The sequence below is a fragment of the Ruegeria sp. AI3 genome, from assembly GCF_056541245.1.
Genome location: NZ_JBQFYA010000007.1, coordinates 1 through 18061, shown reverse-complemented (window position 1 = coordinate 18061; position 18061 = coordinate 1). Strand labels below are relative to the sequence as shown.

Below are 18061 nucleotides of genomic sequence, written 5' to 3'. Positions count from 1 at the left end.
GAAATAGTGATCCACTCAGTTTATTCTCCCGCTAAATCGCCCAACTACCACAACCGCCAACACCAACAACGGCAATGCAAACGCTCGCCCAGTGATCTGCAAGTTGAACCCGAGGTAAGACAACACACTGCTCTCAAACAGGATCAGGGACTCTTCCCATGAGGTGCCCTCAAACCCGCTGCTCGCGTTGACACCGAACTGGGTCAGAAACAGCACCAACACGGCGCCCAGAAATCCGATCACGCCCCAACGCAGCGGCAGGATCAGGCCCAATACAAGCGCAAAACCGGAAATCGCGTAGACGAGCATTATCCCTTACCCTCCAGATACCGCCGCTTGGCCTCTTCCATCCGGCCCATCTCACGCACCGCGTTTTCGATGGCGACCTCATCACTCTTGTCGGCATAGCGGAACTCGCTGTCGGCGTAGCGGTTGATTTCCTGTATCACCATCTCAACCGTGATCGGCTGGCGAAGGTCTTCGATCATGGCCTTCTTGGTTTCGTAGTCACGGAACAGGAACAGGTCGGGGTTCTCCATCCATTCGTCGGGCAGTTCGAAATCCATCGCGCGGACCTTGACCGCGTCGGTGATGTTCTTGATCGCGCGGCCGGTAAAGCGCTCATCCGCCTGCTGGATCGCCTTTAGGTAAGTGCCCAGCTTGGCGATCGTGTCCATCTGGCCGATCTCGCCTGCGACCCGGTCATAGATCTGAAGCAAGGCGTCCTCATGCGGGCGGGAGTGGCTTTCGAAACTGGCGGCAACGGCCTTTTTGATCTCCTGCGCGGCATAGGCATCGTGTTCACCCAGCGGGATGTCATGGTTGCGGCCCATCAGCAGGTGCAGGATGTCGACGTAATCCTCGCGTGTCTGCGGCCCGTCCACCAGGAACCGCGCGCCCGCCCGCTGGCGCAGTGCGTCGTCCACATTCTCGGGGTAGTTGGAGAACATGCCAAAGGTGCAGTTGCCGCGCACGACGGTGTTGGCACCCGCAAAGCTCTCCATCAGCACGGCGGTGATTTCCAATTGGCCCGCGCTGGACTGCCGGTCGCCGCGCTTGCCTGCCAGCTGATCGATATCGTCGATGGTGCCAAACCCGATGACCGAGGGGTCGATGATCGTGTTGATAAACGCCTTGGCGTTCTGGCCGGATTTGCCCTGATAGCTGTCGATATTGTCGGTGCTCAGGTTCTGATAGCGGAACGGATAGCCTGCGTTCTGGCAATAGTCGTTGATCAGCCCGGCCATCATCTGGATCAGAGTGGTCTTGCCCGTACCCGGCTTGCCGTCGCCCATGAAGGTGAAGATGAACCCGCCGAGTTCCGCGAACGGGTTCAGGCGGCGGTCGAAATCATAGGCCATCACCATCTTGGCCAGCTTCATCGCCTGATACTTGGCGATATGGTTGCCCACGACCTCGTTCGGTTTCTTGAACGTCATGGTCAAGCTGGTGGACTTGGCCTTGGATGCTGGCTCAAACCCCCGGATCGTCAGATCATCCGCCTCGATATGCCAGGCCGCGTTTTGGAACGGGGCCAGATGGCCAGCGGACTGTGCACGCAGGGCAGCCTTTTCCATCAATTGCTCGGAATAGGCACTGGTGGCGGCGATCAAGTGGGCGTCGTCGGGGGCGTGTTTGGCCAGCACCTGATCCAACTCCCACAAGGCACCGTGGAGGGCAAGCTGGCCGTTGTCGGTCAGAATCTCTTCAATCTCGCCGATATCGACGGTGGTTTCGCCCAGATGGGACGACATCAGATAAGCCAGCGCGTTGCCTAGGACATGAGACGTGACCAGTGCCTCAGCCGTCAGCAATTCCGAAAACTCGGTCTTGCGCGCAACAGGTAGATCCCCCGCCAAATTGGCCCGCTTCAAATCGGACAACGGAGTCTGCTCCGTATAGGCCTCAGCCACGGCGAGAGAAATAGCAATTGCCCGCCGAATGGCCTGCTGCGCCGTGGCCTGAGGGGGCGAGACCAGCGTATCGCCCTCATCCGAGGCTTCGATCCGCTCGACCAGATGCACCCCATCCGCCCGCACAGTGCGCCGCGTCACAAGCCCGGGCGTCGTCGATCGAAACCGTCGCCCCGTCGAGACGCCCGAGGACCGCTCGACCGCCACATCAACCGGTTTCGCAATCCGCGGCGCGTGTTCGAACCCGTTCAACAAGGCCGTCGCCGCCGGGTAATGCTTGCGAATATCGTCTTCCCGCAATTCCATCTGATCTGACGTCAAACTCATCTCAAAAACCGCCCATTCTTCTTCTGTTCAAAAATACCTCTGCCGGAGGCAAAAAATCTAATAGCGCAACACCTGCCCCGATTTGCTGACCACGAACTTGCGCACATCGGCAAAGCCCGGAGGGTTGCGCTCGGCCAGTACCTGAAACGGACGCTGAGGCAGGATGATCGAGCGCTGCGTCCGCGTCGCTCCGGTCTCGGCCCCTTGCCCGCCAAACGGGTCCAGCGCAAACACCTCACGCTCGACGGTCGAGAACCACCCGGCGCGCTCTTCGATGACCTCTTCGCTTTCCAACTCCTCAGTCGTCCAGGCCAACGCCCAGTCCTGACCTTGCGGAGCTTGCGCGTCCTCCAGCACCTGCCGCAAAGGCCCGGATTGTTCCGTGAAAGCCGAGGAATACATCGGCCCCACATGAATGCGGCGCAGGTGTTTGGGGTGCAGGTCGTCGAAATCCTGATCGAAGCCCTTGGCAATCGTCACCAGTTTCAACCCGCCTAAGGATTGCGCCATCAGATGTGCCTGCACCTCGGGCCAGCGGCGTTGATCCTTGGGCAGGGCCGTCTTGCCGCTATCCTCCAACTGCATCAGGTAGATGACCGGCAAATTGATCTGGCTGTCATAGACCGCCCAATGGATCATGAACTTCCGCCGTTCACCCTCATTCCCGATCCAGTGGCATTCGGGATCGTTGCGCGCCCAGAACAGCTGACCTTTCAGCAATTCCTCGTAATAGAGCCTTTGAGACAGCGCGAATTGCAGCTTGGTCGGGATTTCCTGGTCGCCGATGATCGTTCGCACCATGTCGGTTTTCAGATCATCTTCCGAGGGCATATTCGCCAGATGCACCTGAGCCTGCTGCGCGTCATTGGCCATGGTCAGCAACTCGGCCGCCACCGGAAAGCCGCTGTCGCGCTTGTCCATGGCGAGGCTGCCGAAGAACCGCCCGGTATCGCGCCCGACCAGCAGGTATTTCATGCTGAGCGCCCGGAAGGTGTAGAGCAACCCCGAGAGGTAGCGCGACACGATCCGCACCTCTTGCTTGCTGATCGCGCCCTCCGCCTCCATCGTCGCGGCTACGCGCAGAAGGTGGACGGTGATCACCTCGAATTTGCGGAAATATCGGCGCGAGGCGAAGGTGTCGGTCAGGCCGACATGGTCTTGGGTCGGGTTATTCATTTAGCTTATCGACCAATAGAAGGAATACCTCGAATGCCAACCAAAGTGCGCCCCAGACTGCGAACACGGCTGAAACTCCAAATGATCCGAGCGCGAAGACCAATGGCACGAAGAACATCATCAATCTCAGATCGGGACCAAGGTATGCTAGAATCAATTGGGTCATGTACCCGAACAGGATGAGAATCGCCCCAAAGAGCGCAACGCCCACTGCTGAACTTAGCATCTTTAGCGGCGAACGGATCGCGTCCTCACCCCCCATACAAATTCTTATCATGCTTCTCGACAATCGAGGCGAACCGGCGGGCAAAGCGTTCATCCGCCTTGGCCTTTTTCTCCAGCACGTCGCGGGCAAAGACCATGTGGTCCTCATGCGCCTCGAGCATGTCGGCCATCTTCTGGTTGGTCGCGGTGCCGATGGCGGCCATGGCCGTCTGCGCCTCTTGGTCGGTCTGAACGCCGATCTCGTTGATGCGGTGGGCCACGTCCTGCTGTTGCGCGGTTTTCAGCGATTTGGTCAGGGCGTCATACAGCACCACGCGCTGTTGCGTGTCTGTCTGCAGCTTGTTGATCAGCACCATCTGCGTCGCCGCCTGATTTTGCAGTGAATCGACCCAGGTCTTGCCCTTTTCGATATAGCGCTCCAGCGTCTGTGACTTGGCCAGCTTGACCTGCTCTTCCTGAACCTTGGCGTTGTATTGCTTGTTCAGCTCGGCCAGCTCGGTTTCCAGCTGGGTACGCGCAGCGGCATCCTGTTCGACGCTGATCTTGTTTTCCAAGGTGATGATCGTCGGGTCCATACCCTGAATTTCGGCCCGCAAAGCCTCGAGTTCCGCAACGGTCGCTTCACGGTCGTCCAGCGTGACGGTCAGGTTGTCCTCAACCTTGACGCGCTGTTCTTCCAGCACGGACAGTTGACCCTCCAGCAGCTTCACGATCACGTCGGATTTGGCGATCAGGTCCTGCAGTTTGTCATCGATATTGGCCGTGCGCATCCGCTCCTGCCGCATCGACTCGGATTTACCTTTCGAGAAAATGCCAACAAACGATTCCCACCCGGTTTTCGAGCGCATCTCATCGAAATCCTTGGAAAACGCACTGGTGACATCGTCCAGCCCCATGATCAGCTCGGCGATGTTGGCGTTCATCACTTCGGTATGGGCATGCACGTCCTCAAGCGTGGCATTTTCGATGTCGATATCCGCCTCGGCCGTACCGATCTTGGCACGTGCGGCCTCGATCCGTGACGTCAGGCCTTCGATCTGCGATTGCGACTCACGCACTTTGGACTGAGTCTCTTTGATCAATGCCTCAAATTGCTGGTTCGACATCTATGCTATCCCTTTTTCTTTATATTTCTTTATAGATAGGCAATGTAACACTCATTTACATCCCCTATAGCTCGGAAATTTCGAAAACTGTCGCAAACTCCCAAGAGAAATGAAAGCCATATGGTACCGACTGGGAGCCAAAGTCCTTGCGCGGTGGAAAAGAGGCACAACTGGGTTCATCGCCGCGCGACAATGGACATAGACAAAGCGCATGACACCTGCTTGGGTGCGCGCAACGCAAATATTGCCGGAGGCTGACCCATGCTGGACGCGACGACCGATCTGAAATCCCTGCTCAAGAATCCCGACCTTCTGGTGACCAAAGCCTATATCGGTGGCCAATGGGTAGATGGCGACAACGGCACGTTCGCAGTGACCAACCCCGCACGCGGAGACGTGATTGCCGAAGTTGCCGATGTCAGCCGCGCGCAAGTCGCAGGCGCCATCGCGCAGGCCGAAGCTGCGCAGAAGGAATGGGCCAAGCTGACCGGTAAGGAACGCGCCGCCATCCTGCGCCGCTGGTTCGACCTGATGATGGAAAACGCCGAGGATCTGGGCAAGATCCTGACCGCCGAGCAAGGCAAGCCCCTGGCCGAGGCTGTTGGCGAAATCGGCTATGGCGCCTCCTTCATCGAGTTTTTCGGGGAAGAGGCCAAGCGGGTATATGGCGAGACCATTCCCGGCCATCAGCGCGACAAGCGGATCATGGTGATGAAACAGCCAATCGGCGTTGCTGCTTCGATCACGCCGTGGAACTTCCCCAACGCGATGATCACCCGCAAGGCGGGCCCGGCACTGGCCGCCGGCTGCGCCTTTGTTGCGCGCCCGGCCACAGAGACCCCTCTGTCTGCTCTGGTTCTGGCGCTGCTGGCAGAACAGGCGGGCGTGCCTGCGGGTGTCTTCAACGTCGTGCCATCGACTCAGGCCAGCGAGACCGGCAAGGAGTTCTGCGAGAACCCAGGCGTGCGCAAGCTGACCTTTACCGGCTCGACCGAAGTGGGCCGCATCCTGCTACGCCAGGCGGCCGATCAGGTCATGAAATGCTCGATGGAGCTGGGCGGCAACGCGCCCTTCATCGTGTTTGACGACACCGATCTGGACGCAGCCGTCGAAGGCGCGATGCTGTGCAAGTTCCGCAACAACGGCCAGACCTGTGTCTGCGCCAACCGCATTTACGTGCAGGCGGGCGTCTACGATGCCTTTGCCGCCAAGCTGAAAGCTGCGGTTGAGGCGCTAACAGTCGGCGACGGACTGAGCGCTGGCACAACCACCGGCCCCTTGATCAACGACGACGCAGTGGCCAAAGTCGAAGAGCATATCAAGGATGTCACCGACAAAGGCGGCGCGGTTTTGACCGGCGGTCTGCCTCATGATCTGGGTGGCACTTTCTTCCAACCCACGATCGTGACCGGCGTGACTCAGGACATGATGGTCGCGCAGGACGAGACCTTTGGCCCATTGGCTCCCCTGTTCAAGTTCGAGGACGAAGATGACGTCATCGCCATGGCCAATGATACGATCTTCGGGCTGGCCTCGTATTTCTATGCCAAGGACCTGAGCCGCGTCTACAAAGTGGCCGAGGCGCTAGAGTACGGTATCGTCGGCGTGAACACCGGCATCATCTCGACCGAGTTGGGCCCATTCGGCGGCGTCAAGCAATCCGGCCTAGGCCGTGAAGGCAGCCACCACGGCATGGAAGACTATATGGAAATGAAATACGTCTGCCTGTCGGTCTGAACAGGAAGACTGCCCCCTCTCATCGCGTTGAGGGGGCAGTTTATACGATAGGGCACGACGCATCTGACATTTCACCATTCCCCAAAACAGAACGAAGATGCGCGTAGGTGGGCGGATCGTAAGGCATGCGCGCGTCTCAACACTTCGCGCGTCTCGGGTATTCCTTGTAGCAGGGATGAATGTTGAGACATAGGTGGTGCCGCTGAAGGGACTCGAACCCCCGACCCCATCATTACGAATGACGTGCTCTACCAGCTGAGCTACAGCGGCACCGTTGGTCCTCCGAAGCTGAATTCGGAAGGATGCGAAGGCTTCTTTAATTCGTCAGGTCTGCGCCTGCAAGCCCGGATCAGCGCGCCGAGGCTTCATGAAAATTCTGTGACACAATAGGGTTCCCGGTTGACCACCAATATATATTTCCATAATTCATGAAATATGATAGAAGAGATCACCGATCAGCTGGCCATTCTGGGGCATCCGCAACGCATCACAGTCTTTCGCATGTTAATGCGACGGTTTCCTGACACCGTGCCAGCGGGTGAGCTGGCCTCGGAGCTGGATATCAAACCCAGCACCATGTCGAACTATCTGAATGCGCTGCAAAGGTCCGGGCTGGTGACACAGGAACGCTCTGGCACGTCTCTGCTTTATTCCGTCGACATGGCTAAAGTTCAGGGAATGCTGGATTTTCTGGTCGTCGATTGCTGCCGGGGTCGTCCCGATATCTGCATGCCTTTCACACAGGGAAATGAAGACATGACTGACCGCAAGTTCAACGTCCTGTTTCTATGCGTGGGCAATTCCGCCCGCTCGATCTTTGCCGAAACACTGCTGCGCCAATTGGGTGGCGACAGGTTCACCGTCTATTCCGCCGGAACGCAGCCCGCGTCCGAGTTGAATCCCTTTGCCGTGCAGGTGTTGCAGGACAAGGGTCACGATACTTCGGTCCTGCGCTCCAAGCATATGTCGGAATTTGCGGCCGACGGTGCGCCGGAGATGGATTTTGTTTTTACCGTTTGCAATCAAGCTGCGAACGAAGACTGCCCGGCCTGGGAAGGCCAACCGATCAGCGGCCATTGGGGCATGGAAGACCCGGTGAAAGCTACCGGAACCGATGCCGAGAAAAGCCTCGCCTTTCAAAACGCCTATGGCGCGCTGAAGCGCCGGATCGAGGCGTTCACCTCCTTGCCGGTCGAAAGCCTTGACCGGATCGCCCTACAATCTGCTGTCGATGACATCGGCAGAACCTCTGTCGGAGACTGAAATGACCACATATGCTGTGAATGGCCTGGGCCGGATAGGAAAACTGGCCCTGAAACCGCTGTTGGAGAAAGGCGCCAAGATCGCCTGGATCAACGACGCGGTCGGAGATGCCGAGATGCACGCGCATCTGTTGGAGTTCGATACGGTTCATGGCCGTTGGGACGCCACTTTCGAGCATGATGACGAAAGCGTCACCATTAACGGCACCCGCCTGCCCTTCATCGGCACCAAGGATCTGAGCGCTCTGCCGCTGGACGGCGTCGATGTGGTGATTGACTGCACCGGTGTCTTCAAGACCGAGGCAAAACTGGCCCCCTATTTCGATGCGGGCGTAAAAAAAGTTGTCGTCTCGGCCCCGGTCAAGGACGGCCCGACCGCCAATATCGTGATGGGCGTGAATGATGACATCTACGATCCGGCGACCGATCAAATCGTGACCGCAGCCTCCTGCACGACGAACTGTCTGGCCCCGGTGGTGAAGGTCATCCATGAGAACCTGGGCATCCGCCACGGCTCTATGACCACGATTCATGACGTGACCAACACGCAGACCATCGTGGATCGTCCCGCCAAGGATCTGCGCCGGGCGCGCTCGGCCCTGAACTCACTGATCCCGACCACAACCGGCTCGGCCACGGCGATCACGCTGATCTACCCTGAACTCAAGGGGCGTCTGAACGGCCATGCGGTGCGGGTGCCGCTGTTGAACGCCTCACTGACAGACTGCGTGTTCGAGGTGGAGCGTGAAACCACTGTCGAAGAGGTCAATGCCTTCTTCAAAGCAGCCGCCGAAGGTGAGTTGAACGGCATTCTGGGCTATGAGACCCGCCCGCTGGTCTCGACCGACTACACCAATGACGAACGCTCTTCGATCGTCGATGCGCCGTCGACTATGGTTGTGAACGGGACACAGGTGAAAATCTATGCCTGGTATGACAACGAGATGGGCTATGCCCACCGTCTGGTCGATGTTGCGCTGATGATTGGGGCCTCGCTGTGACCGATCGGCCCGAGGGGCTGTCGGCCTATATCGCGGTCACGGCGGCCTATTGGGCCTTTATGCTGACCGACGGAGCCTTGCGGATGCTAGTGCTGTTGCACTTTCACACGCTTGGCTTCTCGCCGGTGCAACTGGCCTATCTGTTTGTCCTCTATGAAATCGCTGGGATGGTGACGAACCTTGCAGCGGGCTGGATCGCAGCGCGGTTTGGCTTGACCTCGACGCTCTATGCCGGGCTTGGGTTGCAGGTGGTGGCGCTGCTAGCGTTGACGCAACTAGACCCTAATTGGGCGATTGGCGCATCTGTGGCCTTCGTCATGATCGTGCAAGGCGCAAGCGGAGTGGCCAAGGATCTGGCCAAGATGTCCTCGAAATCCGCAGTGAAATTACTGGCCCCAACCGAGGGCGGCGGGCTGTTTCGCTGGGTTGCGGTGCTGACCGGATCAAAGAACGCCGTCAAAGGGCTGGGCTTCCTTCTCGGTGCAGCCATGCTGGCAACGCTGGGCTTTCAGGCGGCGATCATCGTGATGGCAGTTGTTCTCGCGGTGATCCTGTTCGCCGTCATCCGCTTCATGCCCCCCGGCCTGCCCAAAGGGCGCAAGGGCGCAAAGTTCTCTGAGGTCTTCTCAAAGTCCGCCAACGTCAATTGGCTGTCCGCCGCGCGGGTTTTCCTGTTCGGTGCCCGCGACGTGTGGTTCGTGGTTGGCATCCCGATCTATTTCTATGCCGTCCTCTCGGATGGCACAGAAGAGGGCAACCGCGCCGCCTTTTTCATGATCGGCACCTTCATGGCATTCTGGATCATCCTCTACGGCGTCATTCAGGCCAACGCGCCCAAAATCCTGCGGGCCTCAGACCGGTCCGAGGGGGATTTGATCCGCGCTGCGCGCAGCTGGGCCACAATGCTGTTTTGCGTTCCTGCGGCTCTAACATTGGCAGTTTTGCTGTCTTCAGGGCCGGAGAAATGGCTGACAATCACGTTGGTTTTGGGCCTTCTGGTGTTTGGGGCAATCTTCGCCGTTAATTCATCCCTGCATTCCTATCTGATCCTCGCCTTCACCAAGTCCGAGCGGGTCACGATGGATGTCGGCTTCTACTACATGGCCAACGCGACAGGCCGGCTTTTGGGCACCGTCCTGTCCGGCTTTACCTATCAGGTCGGCGGCCTCCCCCTTGTGCTGGGAACAGCGGCTGTCATGGTGGCGCTTGCGGCGCTCACTTCGGGCAAGCTGGCCGACCAAACAACTGAGGCATATTCATGAGCATCTTCGAGCGCTATCTGACCATCTGGGTCGCCCTCGCCATGGTCGGTGGTGTACTGATCGGACTGGCCGCGCCCGGTCTGGTCGGCCTGATCGCCGGGGCCGAGGTGGCCAGTGTCAACCTGGTCGTAGCCCTGCTGATCTGGGCCATGGTCTATCCGATGATGGTCGGCGTCGATTTCAAAGCGGTCGCGGGCGTGGCCCGGCAACCCAAAGGCCTGATCGTGACGCTGGCGGTCAACTGGTTGATCAAACCCTTCACCATGGCCCTGCTGGCGGTGTTGTTCTTCGATTATGTCTTCGCGCCGTGGATTCAGCCAGAGGACGCAGCGCAATACACCGCGGGTCTGATCCTGTTGGGGGCCGCACCCTGCACCGCGATGGTGTTTGTCTGGTCACAACTGACCAAGGGTGACGCGACCTATACTTTGGTGCAGGTCTCAGTAAATGACCTGATCATGGTGGTGGCTTTTGCACCCATTGTGGCCTTCTTGCTGGGGGTCACCGATATCTCGGTCCCATGGCAAACGCTTGTTCTGGCAACTGTCCTCTATGTGGTTTTGCCGCTGATTGCTGGTTTGATCACCCGCAAGCGGCTGGGCTCGGAGGAGGCCATCGACGCCTTCTCCGCCCGTGTCAAACCGTGGTCGATCATGGGTCTGATCGCAACGGTGGTGATCCTTTTCGGCCTTCAGGGAGAGACGATCCTGGCCAAGCCGATGGTCATCGTCCTGATCGCCGTGCCGATCCTGATCCAAAGCTATGGCATCTTCGCGCTGGCGTACGGAGCTGCCTATGCCTTGAAGGTCCCCCACCGCATCGCCGCCCCTTGCGCTATGATCGGAACCTCAAACTTTTTTGAGCTGGCCGTAGCGGTCGCTATCAGCCTGTTCGGCCTGAACTCGGGCGCGGCGCTTGCGACGGTGGTGGGTGTGCTGGTCGAGGTACCGGTGATGTTGTCACTGGTTGCCTTCGCCAACCGCACGCGGGTCCGGTTTCCCGAACCCGCGACGCAGTAGACCATTCAGCGCACCGAATGATCATACAGCACCGCAATCGCCGCGGAGGCGATGCGAGTGCGGCGATCATCGGCGCGGCTGGTCAGCATGATCGGAACCTGCGCGCCCAAAACAATCCCTGCGGCCTCAGCTCCGGCCAGATACATGAGCTGCTTGGCGATCATGTTGCCGGCCTCAAGGTCCGGCGCGACCAGTATATCGGCCTGCCCCGCCACGTCGGATTTGATGCCCTTGGTCGTGACAGCACGCATCGACACGGCGTTGTCAAAAGCCAGAGGGCCATCGAGCATACCGCCCGTGATCTGCCCGCGATCCGCCATTTTGCACAGGGCACCAGCCTCGACCGTGGATTGCAGCCGGGGTGTAATGGTCTCTACCGCTGACAGGATCGCTACTTTTGGCGTTTCGATCCCGATGGCGCGCGCCAGGTCAATGGCATTCTGAACCATGTCCGCCTTGGTCTGCAGATCGGGCGCTATGTTGATGGCCGCATCGGTGATCAGAAGCGGTTTGGAGTAGGTCGGCACATCCATGACATAGACATGGCTCATCCGGCGTTCGCTGCGCAAACCATTGGCCTTAGAGACAACGGCGGACATGACCTCATCCGTGTGCAAAGCGCCCTTCATCAGGGCCTTCACACGACCATCCCGCGCCAGATGCACCGCCCGTTCGGCCGAGGCATGGCTGTGCGGCGTATCAATGATCTCGAGCCCGCCGATATCCAACCCAGCCGCATCCGCCGCATGTAGTATCCGGCTGCGCGGACCGACCAAAACAGGCTCTAACAAACCCAAATCGCGGGCCGAGAGCGCCCCCTCCAACGCGCTTTCATCACAGGGATGGACCACGGCTGTGGGCAATGGGTCCATTTTCTGAGCCGCGCTCAGCAATCGGTCATAGGAGGCGCCCCGGTGATGCAAAACCAAATCCGGCATCGCCATTCGGGGTCTTTTGACCTTTTTGTCTGGCGCGATCACAACGGCCTGTCCGGTGATGACAGGCTTGCCATCGCCAGTCGTACAGAGGCAATCCAGAGTGACGTGCTTCTTCTCGGGCTGCTTTTCGGTCACGGTGACGCGCACAGTGACCGTATCGCCGATACCAACGGGTTTGAGGAATTTTAGGGTCTGATCCAGATAAATCGTCCCCGGCCCCGGCAATTGCGTGCCCAAAACATTGGATATCAGCGCACCGCCCCACATGCCATGCGCGACCACCCTGTGAAAGACATCCTCCTGCGCGAAGGCCTCATCCACATGGGCCGGGTTCACATCGCCCGAGACCGCTGCAAAGGCGTCGATATCCTGTGCGGTCAGGGTGCGGGACAACTCGGCGGTATCTCCGACACTTATCTCATCAAAAGGCCGATTTTCGATGAAGCCGATACCGGTATCCTCATCCGATGACATCCATTCCCCTTTCAATACAAAAGCCAAACCTTGGGCAGACAACCCGAACAGTTGCTGTTCAACGACCCATAAAGGCTCAATATGACAGAGACATGCAAGCGCCGCGACGGTCAGACCGCGCGATCCTGTGCGCGATACGAACTCGGGCTGCGGTTGGTCCATTTCCGGAATGCGCGGTGAAAATTCGCCGGGGCCGAGAACCCCGTATCGAACGCAATCTGCTCGATACTGTCGCCGCTTTGCTGCAGGGCGCGGATCGCAATATCGCGGCGCAGGGCGTCCTTGATGTCCTGAAACGAGGTGCCCTCGTCCTTGAGACGCCGGTTCAGGGTCCGGGGCGTCATCTTCAGAGCCAGGGCCGCATCGGGAAGCTGGCTGCTTTTCCAGGACGTCCGATACAGGAACGCCCGGACCTGCAGGCTGTTTGTATGGGCGCGTGAGTTGGTGAAAATCCAGTCGATCGGTGCGCGTTCCAGAAATAGAGACGCCTCAGCCGGACTGCGCGTGATCGGGGGATCAAAGCGGCGCGGATCGAACAGAATGCTGGTCTGCGGAGCATCGAATGTGACCGCGCAGGGGAAGACAACCGCATAGTCCGCCGCAAAACTTGGCCGCGCAAAGGCAAAGCGAACGGCCTTTACCGGCGTTTCCGATCCGCCCAGCCATGACAGCAGCCCATGCGCAAGTTTCAGGATCAGCATATGGCCGAAGCGTTGGGGCGCTGTGTCTTGCCGATACGGTACCAGCGAAAGTTCAGCCTCGTCCGGTCCGGTGCGCAGTTCCAGATGGAAATCATCCAGCAACAAGTTCCAGAATGTCGAGAAACGATACAGCGCCGAGGTCAGGCTGCTTGCTTCGCGCAAAACGGTCACAAGGTGCTGCAGGGCGCGTGGCCGAATGGGACGGCTCCAGAGGCCCATCATCTCGTCCCCGGTCTCAGGTGCGGCCAACTGGTACAGGCGGGCGATTTCCTGAAGCGTCACACGCTGTGCAGGCTCTGACGCAGTGACGTGCAGGCCCGAACGGCTCAGCAGGAATTGCATCTGATCTGCGCTGCAACACACCCTCAGCGCCTCAAGCCAATCCTGGATGAAACCGGCAGAAACAGTTGTAAGTGAGATGGGGTCATTGCTGACCATGATCGCCCCCAGTTTGGCAATATCGGATAGTATCTTGGCAATATATGAGCTTTTCGGCAAGCTGCACGGCAGATAAATGACGTGAAACCACAATTACCATTGGGGGAGTCTGGCATGTCCTATCAGCCACCCGTACAGGATCTGATGTTCTGTATCGAACACCTGTCCCATTGGGAAACAGTGTCCACTCTGGACGCATACTCGGGTTTCGACCTGACCGATATCGGCGCTGCGCTAAAGGGATATGCCCGGTTCTGCAGCGAACAGATTGCGCCCCTATCCCATATCGGCGACACGTTGGGCGCACAGTTTGACAATGGCCGCGTGACGATGCCCGAAGGGGACGCGCAGGCCTATGCACAGTTTGTTGAAATGGGCTGGCAGGCCCTCACGCACCCGCCAGAGTTTGGCGGCATGGGACTGCCGCGTACGGTTGGCGCGGCGGCAGTCGAGATGCTGAACGCCGCCGATATGAGCTTTGGCCTGTGTCCCTTGCTGACCGATGGTGCGATCGAGGCGCTGCTGCTGACAGGCTCGGACGTGCAGAAAGCCACCTATTTAGAGCCTTTGATCGCTGGGCGCTGGTCGGGGACGATGAACCTGACCGAACCGCAGGCGGGCAGCGATCTGGGTCGTGTCTCGACCAAGGCGGTGCAGCGCGAAGATGGCAGCTATGGCGTGTCCGGCACCAAGATTTTCATCACATATGGCGCGCATGACCTGACTGAGAACATCATCCATCTGGTTCTGGCCCGCACCCCTGACGCGCCCGCCGGACCTAAGGGTCTGAGCCTGTTCATCGTCCCGCAGAAGATGGTGGCAGAGGATGGCTCGGTCGGCGCCGAGAATTCAGTCAACTGTGTCAGCATCGAACACAAGCTGGGCGTGCGCGCCAGCCCGACGGCGGTGCTGGAATACAAAGACGCCACGGGCTTCCTGATCGGTGAGGAAAACCGCGGGCTGGAATACATGTTCATCATGATGAACGCCGCGCGCTTTTCGGTTGGTGTTCAGGGCATCGCGACCTCAGAGCGTGCCTATCAGCGCGCCCTGGCTTATGCGCGGGACCGGGTCCAGAGCCGCCCGGTGAATGGTCATGTCAAGGACGCCGTGGCGATCATCGAACACCCCGACGTGCGCCGCATGTTGATGCGGATGCGCAGCCTCACCGAAGGCGGGCGCGCCATGGCGGCGGCCACAGCCGGGCTTCTGGACATTGCACATCATCAGGATGATCCGGACATGGCCGCTCTGGCCGAGTTCATGGTTCCGCTGGTCAAGGGCTTCTGCTCGGAACGCGCGGTCGAGGTCGCCTCTCTGGGCGTTCAAATCCACGGCGGCATGGGCTTCATCGAAGAAACCGGAGCCGCTCAGCACTTTCGCGACGCTCGCATTCTGCCGATTTACGAGGGCACCACCGCCATTCAGGCCAACGACCTTCTGGGCCGCAAAATCATGCGCGACGGAGGCGAGACCGCCCGCCGGTTCGCCGCCCGCATTGCGGCAACCGAGGCCGAGTTGGCAGAAGGCGATGCCACCGCGCAAAGCATCGGCGCAAGCCTTGCGCAGGCACGCGGCGCGTTTGAGGCCGCGTTGGAATGGCTATTGGAACACAGCAGCAAAGATATCGACGCCGCTTTTGCGGGCTCGGTCCCGTTTTTGATGCTGGCCGGTACGCTTGCGGCGGGTTGGAAACTGGCAAAAGGTGTCACCCCGGCGCAGGCGGCTTTGAACGATGGGCAGAACACTCAGTTCATGACCGAAAAGATCGCCACCGCGCTGTTCTTTGCCCAGCATATCCTGCCGGAATGCAGTGCCGAACACGCCCGCATCTTATACGGTGCGCGCAGCCTGCTTGACGCGGCCTTCCCCGAATAATGCCTGCCAAAGGACCTGACCTATGAATGACGTCGTGAACCCCGCCACCTATGAAAACCTCGCGATTTCCGAGCGTGACAACGGCCTCTATGTCGTGACCCTGAACCGCCCGACCAAGCGCAATGCATTGGATGTAGCGACGATTGAGGAACTGATCCGCTTTTTCAGCGGCGCGCGTATGGCCGGCGTTAGGGCTGTTGTGCTGACCGGCGAGGGCGACCACTTCTGCGCAGGTCTTGATCTGGTTGAACACTGGAAGGCCGACCGCAGCCCCGATGACTTCATGCATGTCTGCCTGCGCTGGCATGAGGCATTCAACAAGATGGAATATGGTGGCGTGCCGATCATCGCCGCCCTGAAAGGCGCGGTGGTTGGCGGAGGGCTGGAGCTTGCCAGTGCTGCCCATATCCGCGTCATCGACCCCGGCACCTATTTCGCTTTGCCCGAGGGGCAGCGCGGGATTTTCACGGGTGGAGGCGCAACCATCCGCGTCTCGGACATGATCGGCAAATATCGCATGATCGACATGATCCTGACCGGTCGCGTCTACCAGGGGCAAGAGGCTGTCGATCTTGGACTGGCGCAGTACATCACCGAAGACGGTGGCAGCATGGCCAAGGCAATGGAACTGGCAGACCAAATCGCGCAGAACCTGCCTTTGACCAATTTTGCAATCTGTTCGGCGATCAGCCATTTGAACAATATGTCCGGCATGGATGCAGCTTATGCCGAAGCCGTAGTCGGCGGTGTGGTCAACACCCAGCCAGCCGCCCGCGAACGGCTGGAAGCCTTTGCCAACAAGACCGCCGCCCGCGTGCGGCCCAACAGCTAAGACAGGCGGGATCCGGATGCGTCACCATTTCGAAGCTCTTCAGAAGACACAGGCCAACCATGTGCCGTTGTCACCTTTGTCCTTCCTGCGCCGCGCCGAAACCCTGCACGGCGCGCGCACAGCTGTTATCTATGGTGACATCCGACGAAGCTGGGCGGAAACTGCCGCCCGCATTCGCGCGGTGGCCAGTGGGTTGGCAGCACTTGGCGTGCAGAAGGGTGATACGGTCTCGGTCCTCAGCCCGAACATCCCGGAACTGTTTGAGCTGCATTTTGCCCTGCCCCTGACCGGAGGGGTGCTGAATACGCTCAACACCCGGCTCGAGCCCGAAACCATCGCGTATATTCTGGACCATGCGGACACCAAACTGGTGATTGTGGACCGGGAACTGGTGCCGCTTCTGTCCAAAGCTTTTGATCTGCTGGGTCGCACAATACCTGTGGTCGAAATCGCCGATCCTGCGGCCACTGGTGAAAGCCTCGGCGGCCAAACCTATGAGGCGCTGACCACGGCCCCGCCCCTGCCTATCGATCTGCCCGATGATGAGTGGGACGCGATTGCGCTGAACTACACCTCGGGCACCTCGGGCCGCCCCAAGGGCGTCGTCTATCACCACCGTGGCGCCTACCTGATGGCGTTGGGTACGGGCACCGCATGGCAGATGCCCCCCTATCCGGTCTATCTGTCCGTCGTACCGATGTTCCACTGCAACGGCTGGGGCCATCCCTGGTTGATGGCGATGCTTGGAGGGAAGGTTGTATTTACACGCGTCCCCGCCGCAGACCGTATTCTAGACGCAATCCGCACCCATGGCGTGACCCATTTCGGTGCGGCCCCCATCGTGCTGCAAATGCTGGCCGAGGCCGAAAGCGACGCCGCCCCCTTTGATCCCGCAATCCGGGTGCTGACCGCCGGTGCGCCTCCGCCCCCTTCGGTCTTGGAGAAGACCCGCGCGATGGGGTTTGACGTCATGCAAGTCTATGGCCTGACCGAGACTTACGGCCACATCTCGCAATGCCTCTGGCAGGAGGAGTGGAACGATCTCAGCCCAGCGGAACAGGCTGAATTGCAGGCGCAACAGGGCGTTGCCTTCCCGATGGTCGAAGAGGTCACCGTAGTCGACCGCGACAGCGGCGCGCCGGTGCAGCGCGATGGTGCCACACAAGGTGAGATCGCCATCCGGGGCAACACGGTCATGGCCGGGTACTACAAAGACGTCGAGGCAACCTCGAACGCCTTCGAGGATGGCTGGTTCTGGTCCGGCGACGGAGCTGTCATACATGAAAACGGATATATCCAGATCCGCGACCGCCTGAAGGACGTGATCATCTCGGGTGGCGAAAACATCTCATCCGTCGAGGTCGAAGCGGTGTTGTATCGCCATGACGCGGTTCAGGCCGCCGCCGTGGTCGCAATGCCGCATGAAAAATGGGGCGAAGTCCCATGCGCCTTTATCGAATTACGCGACGGGGCCGAGGCAACCGCTGAGGACATCATCGCTTTTTGCCGCGATAACTTGGCCGGGTTCAAGGCCCCAAAAGCGGTTGTTTTTGAGACGCTTCCCAAGACCTCAACCGGCAAGATCCAGAAATTCCAACTACGCGACCGCGTCAAAACACTGTCGCTTTGACATAGCTCTGCCCGGGTTTCTCCAACGAAACTCGGGCAAAGCCTCAAACCTAGGTTCAGGCCTCATAGCCAATAGATAACGAGTGCTGCGAGGGCGATTGCTGACAGGAAGACCTTTGGGCACCTGTCGTAGCGGGTTGCCA

14 protein-coding genes and 1 tRNA gene are annotated in these 18061 nt (G+C 59.3%); 8 read left to right on the top strand and 7 right to left on the bottom strand.

The annotated features are described in order from the left end of the window. Window positions 1-15: 15 nt before the first annotated feature. The 4 genes from ACRZ95_RS11780 to ACRZ95_RS11765 form a co-directional block, all read right to left on the bottom strand. Window positions 16-309: a hypothetical protein gene (locus tag ACRZ95_RS11780; protein ID WP_170679287.1), complete on the bottom strand. Its 294-nt coding sequence runs from the start codon at window positions 307-309 to the stop codon at window positions 16-18. Continuing rightward, window positions 309-2240: an ATP-binding protein gene (locus tag ACRZ95_RS11775; RefSeq protein WP_170679289.1), complete on the bottom strand. Its 1932-nt coding sequence runs from the start codon at window positions 2238-2240 to the stop codon at window positions 309-311. The genes ACRZ95_RS11780 and ACRZ95_RS11775 overlap by 1 nt, the downstream gene beginning before the upstream one ends. Window positions 2241-2297: 57 nt before the next feature. After that, window positions 2298-3416, bottom strand: a complete 1119-nt coding sequence (locus tag ACRZ95_RS11770) for a hypothetical protein (RefSeq protein WP_170679292.1) — start codon at window positions 3414-3416, stop codon at window positions 2298-2300. Between the two features lie 251 nt (window positions 3417-3667). Continuing rightward, window positions 3668-4747 carry a coiled-coil domain-containing protein gene (locus tag ACRZ95_RS11765; RefSeq protein ID WP_170470903.1) on the bottom strand — a complete coding sequence of 360 codons (1080 nt, stop codon included), beginning with the start codon at window positions 4745-4747 and terminating at the stop codon, window positions 3668-3670. Window positions 4748-5008: 261 nt separating this feature from the next. On the opposite strand from ACRZ95_RS11765, the gene ACRZ95_RS11760 reads away from it, so the two are divergent. Continuing rightward, complete coding sequence (locus ACRZ95_RS11760) at window positions 5009-6484, top strand: NAD-dependent succinate-semialdehyde dehydrogenase (protein WP_170679294.1); 1476 nt, start codon at window positions 5009-5011, stop codon at window positions 6482-6484. Between the two features lie 194 nt (window positions 6485-6678). Here ACRZ95_RS11760 and ACRZ95_RS11755 read toward each other — a convergent pair. Then, window positions 6679-6754: transfer RNA gene (locus ACRZ95_RS11755), tRNA-Thr, on the bottom strand. Window positions 6755-6919: 165 nt separating this feature from the next. Between ACRZ95_RS11755 and ACRZ95_RS11750 the strand changes: the two genes are divergently transcribed. The 4 genes from ACRZ95_RS11750 to arsB are packed head-to-tail and all read left to right on the top strand — an operon-like array spanning window position 6920 to window position 11028. After that, window positions 6920-7747 carry an arsenate reductase/protein-tyrosine-phosphatase family protein gene (locus tag ACRZ95_RS11750; RefSeq protein ID WP_170379903.1) on the top strand — a complete coding sequence of 276 codons (828 nt, stop codon included), beginning with the start codon at window positions 6920-6922 and terminating at the stop codon, window positions 7745-7747. Between the two features lies 1 nt (window position 7748). Next, a complete protein-coding gene (locus ACRZ95_RS11745; RefSeq protein ID WP_170679296.1) occupies window positions 7749-8747 on the top strand; it encodes an ArsJ-associated glyceraldehyde-3-phosphate dehydrogenase in 999 nt (332 codons plus the stop codon). Continuing rightward, complete coding sequence (gene arsJ / locus ACRZ95_RS11740) at window positions 8744-10009, top strand: organoarsenical effux MFS transporter ArsJ (protein ID WP_170679298.1); 1266 nt, start codon at window positions 8744-8746, stop codon at window positions 10007-10009. Before ACRZ95_RS11745 ends, arsJ begins: the two co-directional genes overlap by 4 nt. Next, entirely contained in the window at window positions 10006-11028 is a 1023-nt protein-coding gene (gene arsB / locus ACRZ95_RS11735; RefSeq protein WP_170679300.1) for an ACR3 family arsenite efflux transporter, read from the top strand. The genes arsJ and arsB overlap by 4 nt, the downstream gene beginning before the upstream one ends. Window positions 11029-11033: 5 nt before the next feature. Here the strand turns inward: arsB and ACRZ95_RS11730 are convergent, their stop codons facing one another. Together ACRZ95_RS11730 and ACRZ95_RS11725 are read right to left on the bottom strand one after the other, a co-directional pair. Next, a complete protein-coding gene (locus tag ACRZ95_RS11730) occupies window positions 11034-12440 on the bottom strand; it encodes a bifunctional enoyl-CoA hydratase/phosphate acetyltransferase (RefSeq protein ID WP_170679336.1) in 1407 nt (468 codons plus the stop codon). 110 nt (window positions 12441-12550) lie between these two features. Then, complete coding sequence (locus ACRZ95_RS11725; RefSeq protein WP_170679302.1) at window positions 12551-13579, bottom strand: AraC family transcriptional regulator; 1029 nt, start codon at window positions 13577-13579, stop codon at window positions 12551-12553. Window positions 13580-13693: 114 nt separating this feature from the next. On the opposite strand from ACRZ95_RS11725, the gene ACRZ95_RS11720 reads away from it, so the two are divergent. The 3 genes from ACRZ95_RS11720 to ACRZ95_RS11710 are packed head-to-tail and all read left to right on the top strand — an operon-like array spanning window position 13694 to window position 17919. Next, window positions 13694-15457: an acyl-CoA dehydrogenase family protein gene (locus ACRZ95_RS11720; protein WP_170679304.1), complete on the top strand. Its 1764-nt coding sequence runs from the start codon at window positions 13694-13696 to the stop codon at window positions 15455-15457. A gap of 22 nt (window positions 15458-15479) precedes the next feature. Beyond that, window positions 15480-16289, top strand: coding sequence for a methylthioacryloyl-CoA hydratase (dmdD, locus tag ACRZ95_RS11715; RefSeq protein WP_170462976.1), 810 nt, complete (start codon window positions 15480-15482; stop codon window positions 16287-16289). A 16-nt stretch (window positions 16290-16305) separates the two neighbouring features. Beyond that, on the top strand, window positions 16306-17919 hold the full coding sequence (locus ACRZ95_RS11710) for an AMP-binding protein (RefSeq protein WP_170679307.1): 1614 nt from the start codon (window positions 16306-16308) through the stop codon (window positions 17917-17919). Window positions 17920-18061 lie beyond the last annotated feature (142 nt).